Here is a 17,010-nt window from a genome sequence, read left to right as displayed (position 1 = left end):
GAGACGCTGTGCCGATGAAACTGATCATTCTCGACCGCGACGGCGTCATCAACTACGACTCCGACCAGTTCATCAAGTCGCCCGACGAGTGGAAGCCGATTCCCGGCTCGCTCGAAGCGATCGCGCGACTGAACCAGTGGGGCTGGCGCGTCGTCGTCGCGTCGAACCAGTCCGGGATCGGGCGCGGCCTGTTCGGCATGGACACGCTGAACGCGATCAACGAGAAGATGATCAAGAGCCTCGCGCAGGTCGGCGGGAGGCTCGACGCGATCTTCTTCTGCCCGCACCCCGCGAACTCGACCTGCACGTGCCGCAAGCCGAAGCCGGGGCTCTTCTACCAGATCTCGGAACGCTTCAACGTCGACCTCGCCGGCGTGCCGTCGGTCGGCGACAGCTTGCGCGACCTGCTGGCCGGCGCGGCGGTGGGCTGCAAACCTTATCTCGTGCTCACCGGCAAAGGCCAGAAGACGCGCGAGGATCCGGCGCTGCCCGAAGGCACGCTCATCTATCCCGATCTGGCGACCGTCGTCGCCGATCTCACCGCCTGAATCTGCCGTGATCCTCCTCCGTTCCCTGCTTTTCGCGATCGTCCTCGCGATTGTGACGCCCCCTTACGCGATCTTCGGCTTCCTGACCTTTCCGCTGCCGCCCCGCGTGCGTCATCGCATCATCACGTCCTGGGCGCCTCTCGTGATGTGGTTCGTCTGGCATCTGCTCGGCATCCGCTACAAGGTGCTCGGCCGCGAGAACATCCCGGCCGGGCCGGCGGTGATCCTGTCGAAGCACCAGTCGGCGTGGGAGACGATGGCGCTGCAGGTGATCTTTCCGCCGCTGTGTTTCGTACTGAAGCGCGAGTTGCTGAAAGTTCCGTTCTTCGGTTGGGGGCTCGCGCAGATTCCGGGCATCGCGATCGACCGCAAAGCCGGCAAGGATGCGCTGGCGCAGGTTGTCGAGCAAGGCCGTGCACGGCTGGCGGAAGGTTTCTGGGTCGTCGTGTTTCCCGAAGGGACGCGTGTCGCGCCGGGGACGACTCGGCGCTACAAGCCCGGGGGCGCGTGGCTCGCGCAGAAGGCCGGCGTGCCGGTCGTGCCGGTCGCGCACAATGCAGGCGAATTCTGGCGCAGGAACGCGTTCCTGAAGCGTCCCGGCGAGATCACCGTCAGCGTCGGTCCGGTGATCGATCCGACCGGCTTGGAGGCCGCGGAGGTCAACGCGAGGGCGGAGGCGTGGGTCGAGGACGAAATGCGACGGCTCTTTCCGCACCATTATCGCCGCGAGCCCTCGCCGGCCGTTGCTTGACCGGAATCGCAGGGGCTGCAGCGCGAAGGGGTTAAAGAAGCGCGGGACGGATCGCTTGGACCGCAACTGGCGCCGCGTTGATGCGGCAAATGGAAGGACCGGATGAGCGAGCGCATCGAACGACGACGAGATCGGCTGGAGCCCCCGGCCTCCGAGGACGACGTCGATGTTCGCGGCTTCCGCCTGATGCGCTATTTCACGCTGACGAGTCTCGTCGCGTTCGTCGCTGTCGTGCTCGCGCTGGCTTTCCTGCAGTGGCGGGAGGGTGTGTTTTTCGCCGACGTCCAGCGCGACCAGAGCAGCTTCTTTTCCCGCGCCCAACTCGACCTCGCGCGCAAGCAGGAAGAGTCCGCGCGGCGCAACCTGATCGCGGTGCACGAGGTCGCCCATGTGAACCTCACGCGCGTCTTCGCGAATGTCCTGTGGGACTCCGATTTCGCCCCCTTTGTCGCGCGCGCACAGGCGCTGCCCGTCGATCGCTGTCGTGCGCTTCCGAAACCAGCTGCGGTGGGGGCAGCGCAGTCGGACGCGCGGAATGCCTGTTTCGCCGAGCTCGGCGAGCAGATCCGGAGCCTTCCCGGCTTTGCCGCACTCGACCAGCGGGCCTACGCGACGATGCGCTCGAGCAGCGTGTTCAAGATCAAGGTTTTCGATCTGCGAGGAGTCATCGTCTATTCGTCCGACCACGGCCAGATCGGCGGAGACGCCTCGGAGAATCAGGGCTGGCGAAGTGCGGTGGAGGGGCGCGCGGCAAGCGAACTGACGCATCGCGATCGGTTCAGCACTTTTGAGGGCGTCGTCGAGAATCGGGATTTGCTGTCGAGTTACGTTCCGGTGCGCGCGCCGGGGAGCAATGCGATCGTCGGGGTCTTCGAAATTTACTCCGACGCGACGGACCTTCTCGCCCAACTCGAGGGGGCCGCCGCCGAAGCGGGAAACCTCGCCGCCGCGAACCGCGAGCGTCTGCAACGGACCGCGGCGCAAAACCAGCTGGCGGTCGACTCGAGTTCGCAGCGCCTGATGCTCATCGTCGGCGGGCTGCTTGCGCTGTTCTACGTCGCCTTGCTGCTGCTCGTGCGTAACGGTCAGCGCATCATCGATCGGCAGGCGCGCGCGCAGGAAGCGGCCACGCGGCGAGAGGAGCGGTGGCACCGCGAAAAGATGGCGGCGCTGGCGGCGATGGCGGCGAACGTTTCACACGAGGTCGGCAATCCGCTCGCGACGATCTCGATGCTGGCGCAGGAGATCGCGTTGCAGCAGGCGAAAAACGGCTGTGTTGGCTGTCAACCGGCGCGGATCGTCGAGGAGGCGCGCCGCATCGGGAACATGACGCGGCAGATCGCCGACTTTGCCGCGGCTCGCCGCGAAACCCAGGAGCGGGTGGACATCAATCAGATGGTCAAGGCGGTTCTCGACTTTCTTTGCTTCGACCGGCGCTTCAGCTCGATGCAAATCGACTTTCGCCCGGACAACGACCTTCCGTCTCACTCGGTCGTACCCGACAAGCTGAACGAAGTCCTGATGAATCTGTTGCAGGGCTGTGCCGAATGCGATGCCGGCCTTGGAGGGCCTCGCGGGCGGATCCGCATCGAGACTCACGCGCGCGCCGGCGGAGTCGTCATCCGAGTCGGTTGTGAGTGCGCGGGGGGCGAGGGGGTCTGCGCCGGCCACGACCCGTTCGGAGACGCGCGCTTCGAGGCGATGCGGCGCCGGATCGCGAGCATGGGCGGCGAGCTGACGCGCTCCCCAGGCACCGTCGAAATCGTGCTTCCCGCCAACGAAACGGCGTCCGCTTCCGCGTAATCGATCGAGCGCGCTCTCGGTTGACCATCTGCGTCGACCCGCGTGCACCTTGCGCGCAACGTGCGAAACCGCCGTGGTCGTTGCGCCACGGCCGATTAGAATTCGGACTCGCGCAGGACGTTTTCCGGTTCCGGGCGCGATTTCTTCCCAATCCCGTCAAAGGACTCAGCATGGCCTCGGTATTCGGTCCCGATGAAGCCCGTACGTATATGCACAAGCTACTCAGGGCGATGCATCAGATGGGAGGCTCGGACCTGTTCGTGTCGGCCGACTTCCCGCCGAGCGTGAAGTCCCACGGCGGAATGAAGCCGCTCAGCCAGCAACGGCTTTCCGCCGACGTGACGAGGTCGCTGGCGTTGAGCCTGATGAACGACCGCCAGCGGCAGGAGTTCGAAGCCGAGATGGAATGCAACTTCGCGATCTCGCTGCCGGACGTGTGCCGCTTTCGCGTCAATGTCTTCGTCCAGCAGCAGCAGGTCGGGATGGTGATCCGCACCATCGCGTCGGAGATTCCGAGCCTCGACAAGCTTGGCCTGCCCGATGTCCTCAAGGACATCATCATGACCAAGCGCGGGCTCGTGCTGGTCGTCGGCGGGACCGGCTCGGGCAAATCGACGACGCTTGCGGCGATGATCGATCACCGCAACACGAACTCTGCCGGCCACATCATCACGGTCGAGGATCCGGTCGAATACGTGCACAAGAACAAGGGCTGCCTGATCACGCATCGCGAGGTCGGCGTCGATACGCATTCGTGGGAGCACGCGTTGAAGAACACGCTGCGCCAGGCGCCCGACGTGATCCTGATTGGCGAGATCCGCGATCGCGAAACGATGGAGCATGCGATCGCCTTCGCCGAAACCGGTCACCTGTGCCTCGGCACCTTGCACGCGAACAACGCGAACCAGACGATCGACCGGATCATCAATTTCTTTCCGGAAGAGCGGCGCAACCAGTTGCTGATGGACCTGTCGTCGAACCTGCGCGCGATCGTCTCGCAACGGCTGATCCGGACCGAAGACGGCAACGGCCGCAAGGCGGCGATCGAGATCCTGCTGAACACGCCGACGATCGCCGAGATGATCTTCAAGGGCCAGTTCCAGTCGATCAAGGAGATCATGGCGAAGTCGCGCGAACTCGGGATGTGCACGTTCGACCAAGCGCTGTTCGCGCTGTACGACGCGCATCACATCGGCTACGAAGAAGCGATCCGCAACGCGGATTCGGCGAACGAGTTGCGCCTGCAGATCAAGCTGAAGGCCGAACGCGGTCAGCCCAAGTCGGGTTCGACGGGCGAGTTCAGCCTTTCGATCGAGGAGGACGAGCCGGAACCCGAGGAGGCGGTCGAGGATCCGGGAGCGACGGCGAAAGCGCCTGCGAGGGCCTGACGCTTGCTTCGGGCATGGAAAACCGTGCGACGGGACAAAAAAACGCCCCGCGAGCGGGGCGTTTTTGCTTCGGGGCCTCGTGCGGCCCCGCCTTGTTCCGAGAACTTAGGCGGCTTTCTTCGCGCCGGCCTTGGCGGTCGCGGTGACGGCCTTGACGGTCGCGTTGGTCGCGGCGGCGACGTTCGCTTCGGCGATTTCGGCGACCTGCTTGGCGGCCTTGCTGACGCTGTCGTAGGCGCTGTTCGCGGCGGCGATCGCCGACTTCACGGCGGCAACGGCGACGTCGGAACCGGCGGGAGCCGACTTCGCGGCCTTGTCGAGCGCGACGGCCAGGTTCTTGTTCAGTTCGGCGATCTGCGCTTCGACCAGCTTCGAGACTTCTTCCTGGCTCTGCGAGGCGATCTCATAGACGCTGCGGTTGTACGCAACGGCCTTCTCGACCAGCGGCTGGGCCAGCGCGCTCTGCAGGCTCAGGAGCTCCTGGACGTCCTTCGCGCCGAGCAGCGACTTCGCATTGGCGATGCTGTCTTCGAGGATCGAACGGGCGGTGTTCAGGTTCAGGGCGGCGAAACGCTCGGCGCTGGCGAAGGTGCTGTTGGCCAGGGTCAGCAGGGTTTCGATGTTGGCTTTGTTGGTCGCGGCGAATTGCTCGGGGGTCGCAAACATTGTTGATCTCCTGATGTAGTGGGTACTTCACGGAAGTAGTCTGCTCCGCAGCACTTCGCTGTACATGATGCGTCGCAACACGCTACGAATTATAGGGGCGAAAGTTCTCGTGTCAACTGATCTTTGTGCGTTGCACAATACTAATGGAATTATGGTATTAGCTCTTGCGGCTTACCGGTAAGGCCCGGTTTCCATTCGCGTTTTCTTCGTGACAGGAAACGTGGTAAAGCACGTGTGAGCTGCGGAAATGCGCCGTGGGAGCGGCGTGCAGCAAGGCGGGGAAGGGTGGTGCGAGGAGGGTCGGACACCGCGCCGCCGAAATCGATTGCGGCGGCGCGGCGCGGATCAGCTGTGCTTGAAATCAGGCTTGCGCTTTTCCATGAAGGCGGTCATTCCTTCCTTCTGGTCGTCGAGGCCGAACGCGGCATGGAAGACGCGCCGCTCGAACAGCAGGCCTTCGTTGAGGCTGCCTTCGAACGCACGATTGACCGATTCCTTGATCATCATCACCACCGGCAGCGAGAAGCCGGCGATCGTCGATGCGACCTCGAGGGCCTCCTCGAGCACGCGCTCGGCCGGAACGACGCGGGCGACGAGGCCGGCGCGCTCGGCCTCGGCGGCGTCCATCGTGCGCGCGGTGAGGCACAGATCCATCGCCTTCGCCTTGCCGACGGCGCGCGGCAGCCGCTGCGTGCCGCCCGACCCGGGCAGGATGCCGAGCTTGATCTCGGGCTGGCCGAACTTCGCCGTGTCCGCGGCGATGATCATGTCGCACATCATCGCGAGTTCGCAGCCGCCACCGAGCGCGTAGCCGGCCACCGCTGCGATGACAGGCTTGCGGCAGGTCTTCACGCGCTCCCAATTGCGCGTGATGTAGTCGCCCTTGTAGGCGTCCATGTGGGAGAAGTTCGCCATCGCGCCGATGTCGGCCCCTGCGGCGAACGCCTTGTCCGAGCCGGTGATGACGACCGCGCCGATATGTTCGTCTGCTTCGAAGCCGTCGAGCGCTTCCCAGAGCTCGTCCACCAGCTGGTCGTTCAGCGCGTTGAGCGCCTTCGGACGGTTCAGCGTGATCAGGCCGACGCGGTCACGCGTTTCGACGATGATGTTTTGAAAACTCATGCGGGCTCATCTCCTGCGGATTGAAGAGTTCATCGGGGATTGCTCGGGGCTTGGGCCGGCGCTTCCTGCCCGGTCGCGGAGCTTTTGGGCTGGATGGTCGCCCGCACACGGCCTTCGCCTGGAGCCGAAGTCGCAGCGGTGCCGGGTTGGTTCGTCACCACGTAGTTTTCGGTCAGCGCATCGTATTCGATGTAGCGTCCGCGCACTTCGTCGCCGCCGGACTTCACGTGCGCCTGATTGAAGAGCCGCGCGCGCTCGTTGCGGCTGTCGTACTCGATGCGCTCGGCTTCGCCTTCGACGTACTCGTTGCTGCCGTCGCGCTTCTGGCGGAACGTCGCGAGCCGTTTTTCGTTGCCGGTCGCGACGCCGTTCTGGAAGCCGTCGGCGTCCTGCGTGACGACGAGCCGCGGTGCCTTGATCACGAGGGTGCCCTGCGTGAGCACGACGTCGCCGTCGAAGACATGCACCTTGTTGCGGTCGTCCACCGTCATGCGGTTGGCTTCGATGTTGACGGGCTTGTCGCGGTCGGCTCGCTCGGCCGAAGCCGAAGTCGCCAGCAATCCGAGCGCGAGGGAGACGAGAACGATTCGGGACGGGGGCTTCATGGCTTGTTCCGGGCTGAGCTGGGCATACGCACGCGGACCGATCCGATCAGGTCGAGCGTGCCGAAGAGATTGTCCGATTTCATGCCCTGGGCGTGCGCAGTGGCGGCGCCCCGGGTGAGGACGACCGGGTCATCGGTTTCCGCGCGCTGGTCATCGGGCCAGATACGCAGGGTTTCGGAGGTGAAGGTCATTTCCGGGCTGTCCGGCGCCGCGATGCGGACGCCACGGACGTGCCCGGTCAACAGGACTTCGGTGCCGCCGTCGAGGACTTCGCCCTTGTCGGCGACGAGCCGCAATTCGCGGTCCTCGACGTCGTACCGCAGTCGGGGCCGCTCCAGTTCGGTGACCGCGGGCTGCGGGTAATTCGTGATCCGGTCGGCGAGTAGCTCGTAGCGCTGCCGCCCTTGGTCGTCGAAGCTGATCAGCCGGGCGCGCTCGGCGGTGAAGTCGGGCTCGCTCCTCGATTCGGCCGAGCGCACGTTTTCATCTTCCCGCGTCGCCCGTTCGAGCCACACCGTCGCGCCGGCAAGCACGACCAGCACGATGAGCGGATAAAGCCGCGGCAGCGAGGAGCGCATCGCGACCCTTCAGGCGAGATAGGCGGAGAGCATCGCGTCGAGGCGGCCCTGCGACGCGAGCAGAAAATCGCAGACTTCGCGCACTGCGCCGCGTCCGCCGGAGTTGCGTGTGACGTGGCAGACGTGACGCTGCACGAATTCATGCGCGTCCGAAGGCGCTGCCGAAAAGCCGCACGCGCGCAGGATCGGCAGGTCGACGACGTCGTCCCCCATGTAGCCGGCGGCATTCGCCGGAAGGCGGCGCGCTTCGAGCAGCGACTGCATGCACGCGCGCTTGTCCTCGACACCCATGTGCAGTTCGCGGATGCCGAGGTTCGCGGCGCGCAGTTCGAGCGCGCGCGAACTGCGGCCGCTGATGATGGCGACTTCGATGCCCGCGGTCTGCAGCATCTTCAGGCCGTGACCGTCGAGGCTCGAAAACACCTTCAGCTCTTCGCCGTTCGGAGTGAAATACAGGCTGCCGTCGGTCATCACGCCGTCGACGTCGAAGCCCATCAGCCGGACCTGCGCAGCGGCGGAAACGGCGCTCATCAGATCACCTTCGCGAGCATCAGGTCGTGTGTCGTCAGCGCGCCCGCAAGCGCGCCGTCGGCATCGACGACAAGGAGTTGGCTGATGCGCAGTCGCTCCATGATTTCCGCCGCCTCCACCGCGAGGGCGTCCGGACCGATGTGACGGGGATTGCGGGTCATGACTTCGGTGAGCGTCGCATGGCGCGCATCGCAGCCGCGCTCGAGCGCACGGCGAAGGTCGCCGTCGGTGAAGATGCCGATCGGCGTGCCGTTCGCGTCGACGACGGCGGTCATGCCCATGCCGCCGCGTGTCATCTGCAGCAGCGCGGCGGTCATCGAGACGTTCTCGGTGACCTGCGGCACGTGATCGGCCGCACGCATCACGTCGCTGACGTGGGTCAGGAGACGCCGGCCAAGGCTGCCGCCCGGGTGCGAGCGCGCGAAATCCTCGGTGCCGAAGCCGCGCGCGTCGAGCAAGGCGACGGCGAGTGCGTCGCCGAGGGCGAGCGCGGCGGTTGTGCTGGCCGTCGGCGCGAGGTTCAGCGGACAGGCTTCCTCGTCGACAGCCGCGTCGAGGTGCACGTCGGCTTCGCGGGCGAGCGGGGAGTCGGGCTTGCCGGTCATCGTGATCAGCTTCGCGCCCTGGCGCTTGACGAGCGGCACGATCGTCAGAAGCTCCTCGCTCGCGCCGGAATTGGACAGCGCGATGACAACGTCTTCAGCGGTGATCATGCCCAGGTCGCCATGGGCGGCTTCGGCCGCGTGGACGAAGTAGGCCGGCGTGCCGGTGCTCGCGAGGGTCGCGGCGAGCTTGCGCGCGATATGGCCGGACTTGCCGATCCCGGTGACGATGACCCGGCCGCGCCGCTTCAGGATCAGCTCGACGGCGTGCTCGAACTCGGCTCCGATGCGCTGCGCCAGCGCGGCGACGGCGTCGGCTTCGATGTGAAGGACGCGACGTGCGAGCGCCACGATCGGGGAGGGGGCGGCGGAGTCGGCGGAAGCTGGGGCCATAGAGGTCGAAGCGGTTAGACTTTGAGGGCGAGACCTGCGCGATTCGTCGCGAATGACGGCTCTGGGGCGCGAATCGAAGCGATCGAGTATAGCAGACGGGTGAGATTGCTCCGCGCCGCCCGAATTCAATCCACCGCCGCGTATTTCATGCACGACACCCTTGATCTGGTCCTGGTGCTCCTCGCGGCGGCGGTCGTCATCGTCGCGATTTTTCGCAGCTTGAACCTCCCGGCGGTGCTCGGTTATCTGCTCGTCGGCGCGGGCCTCGGCCCGCATGCGCTCAATCTGGTCGCGGACTCGGACGGGGCGGTCCATCTCGCCGAGTTCGGCGTCGTGTTCCTGATGTTTTCGATCGGCCTCGAGTTCTCGCTGCCGCGGCTGGTCGCAATGAAACGCATCGTGTTCGGACTCGGCGCCGCGCAGGTGTTGGGCACGATGGCGGTCGTCACGCTGGTCGGCCGGGCATTCGGCCTCGGCTGGGTCGCTGGCATTGCCTTGGGCGGCGCGCTGGCGATGTCCTCGACTGCGATCCTGTCGAAGCTGCTTGCCGACCGGTTCGAGCTCGATCGCCCGCACGGTCGCGAAACGATAGGTGTGCTGCTGTTCCAGGACATTGCGGTCGTCCCGCTGCTGATCGTGATCCCGGCGCTGGCTGGCGCAGGGGATGGCCTCGCCGCGACGCTCGGCCTCGCTGCGCTGAAGGCCGCAGCGCTTCTCGCGCTGGTGCTCGGCTTCGGCCAGAGGCTGATGCGCTGGTGGTTTACGGTCGTCGCCCGACGGCGCTCGGGCGAGCTGTTCATGCTGAACGTGCTGCTGATCACGCTCGGGCTGGCGTGGCTGTCGGCGCAGGTGGGGTTGTCGCTCGCGCTCGGCGCCTTCCTCGCCGGGCTGCTGATCTCCGAAACCGAATACCGCTACCAGGTCGAGGAGGACATCAAGCCGTTCCGCGACATGCTGATGGGGCTCTTCTTCGTCACGGTCGGAATGTTCCTCGACGTGCACATCATCGCGGCGAACCTGCCGGTCGTGATCGGCATGTTGGTCGGGCTGCTGGTCGTCAAGTGTGTGATCGTCTTCGCGGCTTCGCGCATGTTCGGCGAGTCGAGCGGCAACGCCCTGCGCAGCGGGTTGTGGCTGTGTGCCGGCGGGGAGTTCGGCTTCGTGCTGGTATCGCAGATCGATGGTCTGGAGCTTATCGCGCCGGCGCTGCTGCACACGACGGTCGCCGCGCTCGTGCTGTCGATGCTCGTTGCGCCGCTGATCGTGCAAGTCAGCGACAAGCTGGTGCTGCGCTTTGTCGCGTCGGAGTGGCTGCTGCGCTCGATGGAGTTGACCCGCGTCGCGGCGCAATCGATGAACACGAGCAGGCACATCATCATCTGCGGCTACGGCCGCAGCGGACAGTACATGGCGCGGTTCATGGAGCAGGAGGACGTGAGCTACGTCGCGCTGGATCTCGATCCGGAGCGCGTCCGCGAAGCCGGTGCCGCGGGCGACACGGTCGTCTATGGCGACGCCGCGCGGCAGGAGACGCTGCTCGCGGCGGGCATCATGCGTGCGAGCGCCTTGGTGATCTCGTTCGCCGAAATCGAAGCGGCGCTGCGCGTGATGCATCGCGCGCATGCGCTGCGGCCCGGCTTGCCGATCGTCGTGCGCGCCCGCGACGAGAAGGACATGGCGAGGCTCGCCGACGGCGGCGCAACCGAGGTCGTGCCCGAAGCGTTCGAGGGCAGCATCGTGCTCGCGTCGCACGCGCTGGCGCTGATCGGCGTCCCGCTGAACCGCGTCGTGCGGCGCACCCGCGACATCCGCAATCAGCGTTACGCGCTGATGCGAGGGTTTTTCCACGGCACCACCGACGCATCCGAAGGCCCGGATGCGAGTCAGCCGCGCCTGCGCTCGGTGACCCTTCCCGCGGGAGCTTACGCTGTCGGCAGAACGATCGCCGAACTGGGTTTCGACGAATTGCAGGTCGGGGTGTCCGCGGTGCGCCGCCGCCGCATACGGGGGGCGTCGCCGGGGCAGGAAATGCAGTTGATGGAAGGGGATGTCGTCGTTCTCGTCGGTGTTCCCGCGGGCCTCGAGCGCGCGGAAGGGCGGCTGCTCGGCGGGAGCTGACGGACGTCCTGAAATGAGTGGCGCGTGTCAGTCCTGCAACACTGCTTGCAATGGCGATGCCCGGCGGGAGTCGGTCTGTTAAACTCCCACGTTTCAGAAATTATCCGGAACGTTTCCGTTGACTCCCCTCGATTCCAACGACGCGCTGGTTCGCTTGCAGGACGTCCGCTTCGCCTATGGCGAGCGGGAAATCCTGTCGGGCATCGATTTCAGCGTTCGTCGCGGGCAGGTTGTCGCGATCATGGGCGGAAGCGGCTGTGGCAAGACGACGCTGCTGCGGCTGATCGGAGGGCAGCTGTGCGCGAGCGGCGGGACGGTCAGCGTCGCCGGGCAGGACCTCGCGGGCCTGTCGACCGGCGAGATGTACGCGCTGCGCCGGCGAATGGGAATGCTGTTCCAGTTCGGCGCGCTGTTCACCGACATGTCGGTGTTCGACAACGTCGCGTTTCCGCTGCGCGAGCACACCGATCTCCCGCCTGCTCTGGTCCATGACCTCGTGATGATGAAGCTCAACGCGGTGGGTCTGCGGGGTGCCGCGAAGCTGAAGCCGGCCGAGCTTTCGGGCGGCATGGCGCGTCGCGTCGCGCTCGCGCGGGCGATCGCGCTCGATCCGGCGCTGATCATGTACGACGAACCGTTCGCCGGCCTCGATCCGATTTCGCTCGGCGTCATCGGACAGCTGATCCGCAAGCTCAACGACGCGCTCGGCGCGAGCACGATCATGGTGACGCACGACATCGTCGAGTCGTTGCAGATCGTCGACTACATCTATTTCATCGCCAGCGGTCGCATCGTTGCGCAGGGCACGCCGGACGAGATCCGCGCATCCCGCGACCCGTTCGTGCACCAGTTCATCCATGCCGAAGCCGACGGGCCGGTGCCTTTCCATTACCCCGCTGCGCCGCTCGCGGACAGTCTGATCGGCCGGAGTTCCGCATGACGGGCGTGCTGAACCTCGTTCGCCGGCTCGGCGCCGGCGTCGTCGAAGGCGTCTGGCGAATCGGTTTCGCGACACGCTTCTTCCTGCTGCTGCTGCGCTACTCCGCGCAGTCGCTGCTGCGCCTGCATTTGACGATTCGCGAGATCTATTTCAGCGGCGTTCTGTCGCTGCTGATCATCGTCGTGTCCGGACTTTTCGTCGGCATGGTGCTGGGGCTGCAAGGGTACGAGACGCTGCAGCGTTACGGGTCGTCGGAGGCGCTCGGCGTGCTCGTCGCGCTGTCGCTGACGCGCGAGCTCGGGCCGGTCGTCGCGGCGCTGCTGTTCGCGAGCCGCGCGGGCTCCGCGGTTACCGCCGAGATCGGCCTGATGAAGACCACCGAGCAGCTGAAGGCGATGGACATGATGGCGGTCAATCCGATCGCCCGCGTCGTCGCGCCGCGCTTCTGGGGCGGCGTGATCTCGATGCCGCTGCTCGCGGCGCTGTTCTCCGCGATGGGCGTATTCGGCGGCTGGCTGATCGGCGTCGTGTTCATCGGGGTCGACGAAGGCGCGTTCTGGTCGCAGATGCAGGCCGCCGTCGACTTCCGTTTCGACGTGCTGAACGGCGTCATCAAGAGTTTCGTCTTCGGCATCGCGGTCGCGCTGATCGCGGTGTTCGAGGGTTACGACTGCACACCGACGGCCGAAGGCGTCTCGCGTGCGATCACGCGCACCGTCGTCAGTTCGGCGCTGGCCATCCTGGCGCTCGACTTCGTGCTCACTTCCTTCATGTTCCGGGGCCAGTCATGAGCCGTACCACGCTCGACCTTTGGGTCGGTTTTTTCGTCGTCATCGGCATGGCGGCGCTGCTGTTCCTCGCAATGAAAGTCGGCAACGTCGGCACGTCGAATTTCAAAGAGACGTACGAACTCAAGGCGCAGTTCGACAACATCGGCGGGCTCAAGGTCCGGGCGCCGGTGAAGAGCGCCGGTGTCGTCGTCGGGCGTGTCACGAACATCGGATTCAATACCGAGAGCTATCGGGCCGAAGTGACGTTCTCGCTCGGCACCGGCTACCACTTTCCGAAGGATACGATCGCGACGATCCTCACTTCAGGCCTGCTCGGCGAGCAGTATGTCGGGCTCGATGCGGGCGGGGACGTCGAGATGCTCAAAGGGGGCGATGTCGTGCAGATGACGCAGTCGGCGGTCGTGCTCGAGAAGTTGATCGGTCAGTTCATGTTCGACAAGGCCGCGGAGACGCCGGCCAAGTGAGCTGGATGGCAAAGGAGACGACGATGAGAACTTCGCTTTCCCGGCCGTGCCGGACGTTTGCGGCGCTGAGCGTCGCTGCGGTTCTTGTCGCCGGCTGCGCGTCACGGCCCGCCAATCCCGACGACCCGCTCGAAGGCTACAACCGAGCGATGTTCAGCTTCAACGAACGGCTCGACAAGGCCGTGGTGAAGCCGGTGGCCGAAGCGTATGACAACGTTACGCCGACGCCCGTACGCACCGGGGTGGGCAATTTCTTCGGCAATCTCGGCGACATCTGGATCGGGATCAACAACCTGCTGCAGGGCAAGTTCAGCGCCGGCCTCTCGGACCTCGGGCGCTTCGGCCTCAATACGACTGTCGGCATCTTCGGATTGTTCGACGTCGCGACGGAGACCGGGCTGCGCAAGAACGATGAGGATTTTGGCCAGACTCTCGGATGGTGGGGCGTGGGCGAAGGCCCGTATTTCGTCCTGCCGTTCTTCGGTCCGCGCACCGTGCGAGACGCCGCGGTGCTGCCGATCGACCTCTACGGCGACCCCCTCTGGGCGATCAGCGACATCTCGACGCGTAACAGCCTGACCGGCCTGCGCATCGTCAATACGCGCGCGAATCTGCTCGGTATCGACAAGACGCTCGAGGAGGGGACGCTCGACAAATACGCCTATGCGCGCGATTTCTATCTGCAGCAGAGGCGCTACCGGGTCTACGACGGCAGTCCTCCGGACGCCTACGAGGATTTCGATGACGGCCAGGCCGCACCGCCCGCGGCCGAGTGATAGTCCCGGTGCCCGGCTGTCGGCAACGCAATCCTCGTCGAGGCGGCAACGGGCGCCGGTGGGCCCGCTCACCAACACGGATTTGTTAAAACGATGAAAAGACACTTTCTTTCGCTGTGTTTCGTCCTTTTTCTGAGTACCGCCGCCGCTGCGGGTATCGAGGCGCCGGATCTGCTCGTGCGCGACGTCAGCAACGACGTGCTGACGATCGTGCGCAAGGACGAGGCGATCCAGGCTGGGGACACGCGCCGCGTCGTCGATCTGGTCGAGGCGAAAGTACTGCCGCACTTCAATTTCCGCCGCATGACGATGCTTGCCGTCGGAAAGGACTGGCGTCAGGCGACGCCGGAACAGCAGGCGAAGCTCATCGAAGCGTTCCGCACGCTGCTCGTGAGAACGTATTCGAACGCGCTGACGCAGTATCGCGACCAGACTATCGAGTACAAGCCCTTGCGCGTGAGCCCGTCCGACACGACGGTGCGCGTGCAGACCGAGATCCGGCAGGCCGGCGCGCAACCGGTCCAGATCGACTACGCGCTGGAGAAGACCGAGCATGGCTGGAAGGTCTTCGACGTGATCGTCGCCGGTGTCAGTCTCGTGACGAACTATCGCGGCAGCTTTGCCCAGGAAGTGCGCGCCGGCGGGATCGAGGGGCTGATCCGCTCCTTGCAGGCGAAAACCCGACAACTCGGCGACGCTCAGCAGCACGCCGGAGTGCGCACGTGAGCGAGGTCCTGCGCCTCGCCGGCGCGCTGACGATGTCCACCGTCGGTGCGCGTGTCGCGGCCGGGCATGCGAAGGCTGCGGCCGGCGAGCTGACGGTCGACCTGTCGGCGGTCAGCGAGGCCGATTCGGCCGCGCTCGCGCTGCTGTTCGACTGGATGCGCGCGGCCCGCGAGGGCGGCCACACGCTGAGCGTGACAGGCGTGTCGGCAGAGCTGCGCACTCTCGCTGCCCTCTATGGCGTCGACGAGCTACTCCCGGCAAAAAACTGAACGATGGGTTTGCCCGCGATCCGCATCGCCTCGGCGACGAAACACTATGGCAGTCTGCAGGCGCTCGCCGGTGTGGATCTCGAGGTCGCCCAGGGCGAATTCTTCGGCCTGCTCGGTCCGAACGGTGCCGGCAAGACGACGCTGATCTCGGCGCTGTCCGGGCTGGTTCGCGTCGATCGCGGCACGCTCGAAGTCATGGGCCACAACGTCGTGTCCGATTACCGGAACGCCCGCCGCAATCTCGGCGTGGTGCCGCAGGAACTCGTCTTCGACCCGTTCTTCTCGGTGCGCGAATTGCTGCGGATCCAGTCCGGCTATTTCGGCATCCGTCGCAACGACGACTGGATCGACGAGATTCTCGCGAACCTCGACCTCAGCGCCAAGGCTCACGCGAACATGCGGATGCTGTCGGGCGGGATGAAGCGACGCGTGCTCGTCGCGCAGGCGCTGGTGCATCGCCCGCCGGTCATCGTGCTCGACGAGCCCACCGCCGGCGTCGACGTCGAACTGCGCCAGGGGCTGTGGCATTTCGTCAGCAAACTCAACCGTGACGGCCACACGATCGTGCTGACGACCCACTACCTCGAGGAAGCCGAGGCATTGTGTGGGCGGATCGCGATGCTGAAGGCCGGCCGCATCGTAGCGCTCGATACCACCGACAACCTGCTCCGCCGCTTCGCGACGCATTCGCTGCGCGTGCGCCTCGATCGTTCGGAGCTCGCGGTCGGGCTCGGCGCGACGCTAGGCGAGGGCGGGTGGGCGGAATTCGCGCTCGAGACTTTCGACGACGTCGAGCCTGCGCTCGCGCGCCTGCGTCAGGCGGGCGCGAAGATCGTCGAGATGCAGCTCGGCGACGCCGACCTCGAGCGCGTGTTCGTCGAGGTGATGCAGCATGCGTGAGGGCGGCCTCACCGGCTTTCGCACGCTCTTCTACAAGGAAGTGCTGCGCTTCTGGAAAGTCGGCTTCCAGACCGTCGCCGCCCCGGTGCTGACCTCGGTGCTGTTCCTGCTGATCTTCTCGCACGTGCTCGATCGCCACGTCACGGTCTATGGCGACGTCGCCTACACCGCCTTTCTCGTGCCCGGCCTCGTGATGATGTCGCTGCTGCAGAACGCGTTCGCGAACAGCTCGTCGTCGCTGATCCAGAGCAAGATCACCGGCAACATCATCTTCGTGCTGCTGCCGCCGCTGTCCTACCGCGAGTTCTATGCGGCGTACGTGCTCGCGTCGATGCTGCGCGCGCTGTTCGTCGGCACGGGGGTGCTGCTCGTGTCGGTGCCGTTCGTCGACCTGCCGGTGGCGTCGCCCGGCTGGGTCATCGCGTTCGCGGTGATGGGGAGCGCGATTCTCGGCTCGCTCGGCGTGATCGCCGGCATCTGGGCCGACAAATTCGACCAGCTCGCCGCGTTCCAGAACTTCCTGATCATGCCGCTGACGATGCTGTCGGGCGTGTTCTACTCGATCCACTCGCTGCCGCAGGTATGGCAGGACGTGTCCCACGTGAATCCGTTCTTCTTTATGATCGACGGCTTCCGCTACGGCTTCTTCGGGCAATCCGACGTGTCGCCGTGGCTGAGTCTGATGGTCGTGGGCATCTGTTTCGTTTTACTCGCAGTGCTGACCCTCGCGATGCTCGCGCGGGGCTACAAGCTGCGGGCCTGAGAGGTACACAAAATGTTCGAAGCAAGCGAAATCAAGCGGCTGATCGAGCAGGGCATGCCCTGCGAGTTCGTCGAGATCCAGGGCGACGACGGCGTCCACTTCAGCGGCATCGTCGTCAGCCGCGAGTTCGAGGGCAAGCTCAAGGTGCGTCAGCATCAGACCGTGTACGCGACGCTCGGCAAGCTGATGGGCAACGAGATCCACGCGCTGCAGCTGCAGACCTTCACGCCCGAGAAATGGGCGGAGGTCCGTTCCGACCTCGGTTTCTGAGCGGGC

Annotated in this window: 20 protein-coding genes; 14 read left to right on the top strand and 6 right to left on the bottom strand. The window is 65.4% G+C overall.

Annotated elements, in window-relative coordinates; translation table 11 throughout:
- The first annotated feature begins 14 nt into the window (after positions 1 to 14).
- The 4 genes from gmhB (at position 15) to ROZ37_RS11040 (ending at position 4,490) form a co-directional block, all read left to right on the top strand.
- Positions 15 to 548, top strand: a complete 534-nt coding sequence (gene gmhB / locus ROZ37_RS11055) for a D-glycero-beta-D-manno-heptose 1,7-bisphosphate 7-phosphatase (RefSeq protein ID WP_312659403.1) — start codon at positions 15 to 17, stop codon at positions 546 to 548.
- Between the two features lie 7 nt (positions 549 to 555).
- The gene (locus tag ROZ37_RS11050) at positions 556 to 1,299 is read left to right on the top strand and encodes a lysophospholipid acyltransferase family protein (protein WP_312659402.1); all 744 of its coding nucleotides are present in this window, start codon (positions 556 to 558) and stop codon (positions 1,297 to 1,299) included.
- Between the two features lie 102 nt (positions 1,300 to 1,401).
- Positions 1,402 to 3,102: a histidine kinase gene (locus tag ROZ37_RS11045; protein WP_312659401.1), complete on the top strand. Its 1,701-nt coding sequence runs from the start codon at positions 1,402 to 1,404 to the stop codon at positions 3,100 to 3,102.
- Between the two features lie 170 nt (positions 3,103 to 3,272).
- Positions 3,273 to 4,490 (top strand): PilT/PilU family type 4a pilus ATPase, encoded by a 1,218-nt coding sequence (locus tag ROZ37_RS11040; RefSeq protein WP_312659400.1) that lies wholly within the window; start codon positions 3,273 to 3,275, stop codon positions 4,488 to 4,490.
- Between the two features lie 105 nt (positions 4,491 to 4,595).
- Here ROZ37_RS11040 and ROZ37_RS11035 read toward each other — a convergent pair whose 3' ends face one another.
- From ROZ37_RS11035 to ROZ37_RS11010, 6 genes are all read right to left on the bottom strand, one after another.
- Entirely contained in the window at positions 4,596 to 5,156 is a 561-nt protein-coding gene (locus ROZ37_RS11035) for a phasin family protein (protein WP_312659399.1), read from the bottom strand.
- Between the two features lie 345 nt (positions 5,157 to 5,501).
- Entirely contained in the window at positions 5,502 to 6,278 is a 777-nt protein-coding gene (locus ROZ37_RS11030; protein WP_312659398.1) for an enoyl-CoA hydratase, read from the bottom strand.
- A 29-nt stretch (positions 6,279 to 6,307) separates the two neighbouring features.
- Complete coding sequence (lptA, locus tag ROZ37_RS11025; RefSeq protein WP_312659397.1) at positions 6,308 to 6,883, bottom strand: lipopolysaccharide transport periplasmic protein LptA; 576 nt, start codon at positions 6,881 to 6,883, stop codon at positions 6,308 to 6,310.
- Positions 6,880 to 7,461 (bottom strand): LPS export ABC transporter periplasmic protein LptC, encoded by a 582-nt coding sequence (gene lptC, locus ROZ37_RS11020; RefSeq protein WP_312659396.1) that lies wholly within the window; start codon positions 7,459 to 7,461, stop codon positions 6,880 to 6,882. The genes lptA and lptC overlap by 4 nt, the downstream gene beginning before the upstream one ends.
- 9 nt (positions 7,462 to 7,470) lie before the next feature.
- On the bottom strand, positions 7,471 to 7,992 hold the full coding sequence (locus ROZ37_RS11015; protein WP_312659395.1) for a phenylphosphate carboxylase subunit delta: 522 nt from the start codon (positions 7,990 to 7,992) through the stop codon (positions 7,471 to 7,473).
- Positions 7,992 to 8,987: a KpsF/GutQ family sugar-phosphate isomerase gene (locus ROZ37_RS11010; RefSeq protein WP_312659394.1), complete on the bottom strand. Its 996-nt coding sequence runs from the start codon at positions 8,985 to 8,987 to the stop codon at positions 7,992 to 7,994. The genes ROZ37_RS11015 and ROZ37_RS11010 overlap by 1 nt, the downstream gene beginning before the upstream one ends.
- Positions 8,988 to 9,134: 147 nt before the next feature.
- Between ROZ37_RS11010 and ROZ37_RS11005 the strand changes: the two genes are divergently transcribed.
- The 10 genes from ROZ37_RS11005 to ROZ37_RS10960 all read left to right on the top strand — a co-directional run bounded on the left by ROZ37_RS11005 (position 9,135) and on the right by ROZ37_RS10960 (position 17,004).
- A complete protein-coding gene (locus ROZ37_RS11005; protein WP_312659393.1) occupies positions 9,135 to 11,105 on the top strand; it encodes a cation:proton antiporter in 1,971 nt (656 codons plus the stop codon).
- A 118-nt stretch (positions 11,106 to 11,223) separates the two neighbouring features.
- Positions 11,224 to 12,045: an ABC transporter ATP-binding protein gene (locus ROZ37_RS11000; RefSeq protein ID WP_312659392.1), complete on the top strand. Its 822-nt coding sequence runs from the start codon at positions 11,224 to 11,226 to the stop codon at positions 12,043 to 12,045.
- Positions 12,042 to 12,836, top strand: coding sequence for a lipid asymmetry maintenance ABC transporter permease subunit MlaE (gene mlaE, locus ROZ37_RS10995; RefSeq protein ID WP_312659391.1), 795 nt, complete (start codon positions 12,042 to 12,044; stop codon positions 12,834 to 12,836). Before ROZ37_RS11000 ends, mlaE begins: the two co-directional genes overlap by 4 nt.
- The gene (gene mlaD, locus ROZ37_RS10990; RefSeq protein WP_312659390.1) at positions 12,833 to 13,300 is read left to right on the top strand and encodes an outer membrane lipid asymmetry maintenance protein MlaD; all 468 of its coding nucleotides are present in this window, start codon (positions 12,833 to 12,835) and stop codon (positions 13,298 to 13,300) included. The genes mlaE and mlaD overlap by 4 nt, the downstream gene beginning before the upstream one ends.
- Positions 13,301 to 13,323: 23 nt before the next feature.
- Positions 13,324 to 14,076, top strand: a complete 753-nt coding sequence (locus ROZ37_RS10985; RefSeq protein ID WP_312659389.1) for a VacJ family lipoprotein — start codon at positions 13,324 to 13,326, stop codon at positions 14,074 to 14,076.
- A 93-nt stretch (positions 14,077 to 14,169) separates the two neighbouring features.
- The gene (locus ROZ37_RS10980) at positions 14,170 to 14,802 is read left to right on the top strand and encodes an ABC transporter substrate-binding protein (protein WP_312659388.1); all 633 of its coding nucleotides are present in this window, start codon (positions 14,170 to 14,172) and stop codon (positions 14,800 to 14,802) included.
- Positions 14,799 to 15,071, top strand: a complete 273-nt coding sequence (locus ROZ37_RS10975; protein ID WP_312659387.1) for an STAS domain-containing protein — start codon at positions 14,799 to 14,801, stop codon at positions 15,069 to 15,071. The genes ROZ37_RS10980 and ROZ37_RS10975 overlap by 4 nt, the downstream gene beginning before the upstream one ends.
- Before the next feature lie 3 nt (positions 15,072 to 15,074).
- Positions 15,075 to 15,971 carry an ABC transporter ATP-binding protein gene (locus ROZ37_RS10970; protein ID WP_312659386.1) on the top strand — a complete coding sequence of 299 codons (897 nt, stop codon included), beginning with the start codon at positions 15,075 to 15,077 and terminating at the stop codon, positions 15,969 to 15,971.
- Positions 15,964 to 16,734: an ABC transporter permease gene (locus ROZ37_RS10965; RefSeq protein WP_312659385.1), complete on the top strand. Its 771-nt coding sequence runs from the start codon at positions 15,964 to 15,966 to the stop codon at positions 16,732 to 16,734. Before ROZ37_RS10970 ends, ROZ37_RS10965 begins: the two co-directional genes overlap by 8 nt.
- Before the next feature lie 12 nt (positions 16,735 to 16,746).
- A complete protein-coding gene (locus tag ROZ37_RS10960; RefSeq protein WP_312659384.1) occupies positions 16,747 to 17,004 on the top strand; it encodes a BolA/IbaG family iron-sulfur metabolism protein in 258 nt (85 codons plus the stop codon).
- Positions 17,005 to 17,010 lie beyond the last annotated feature (6 nt).

Origin of the sequence: Aromatoleum sp. (assembly GCF_032027225.1) — a bacterium.
GTDB lineage: Bacteria > Pseudomonadota > Gammaproteobacteria > Burkholderiales > Rhodocyclaceae > Aromatoleum.
The sequence above is the reverse complement of the archived record's forward strand: the minus strand, read 5'-3'. Positions and strand labels throughout refer to the sequence as shown.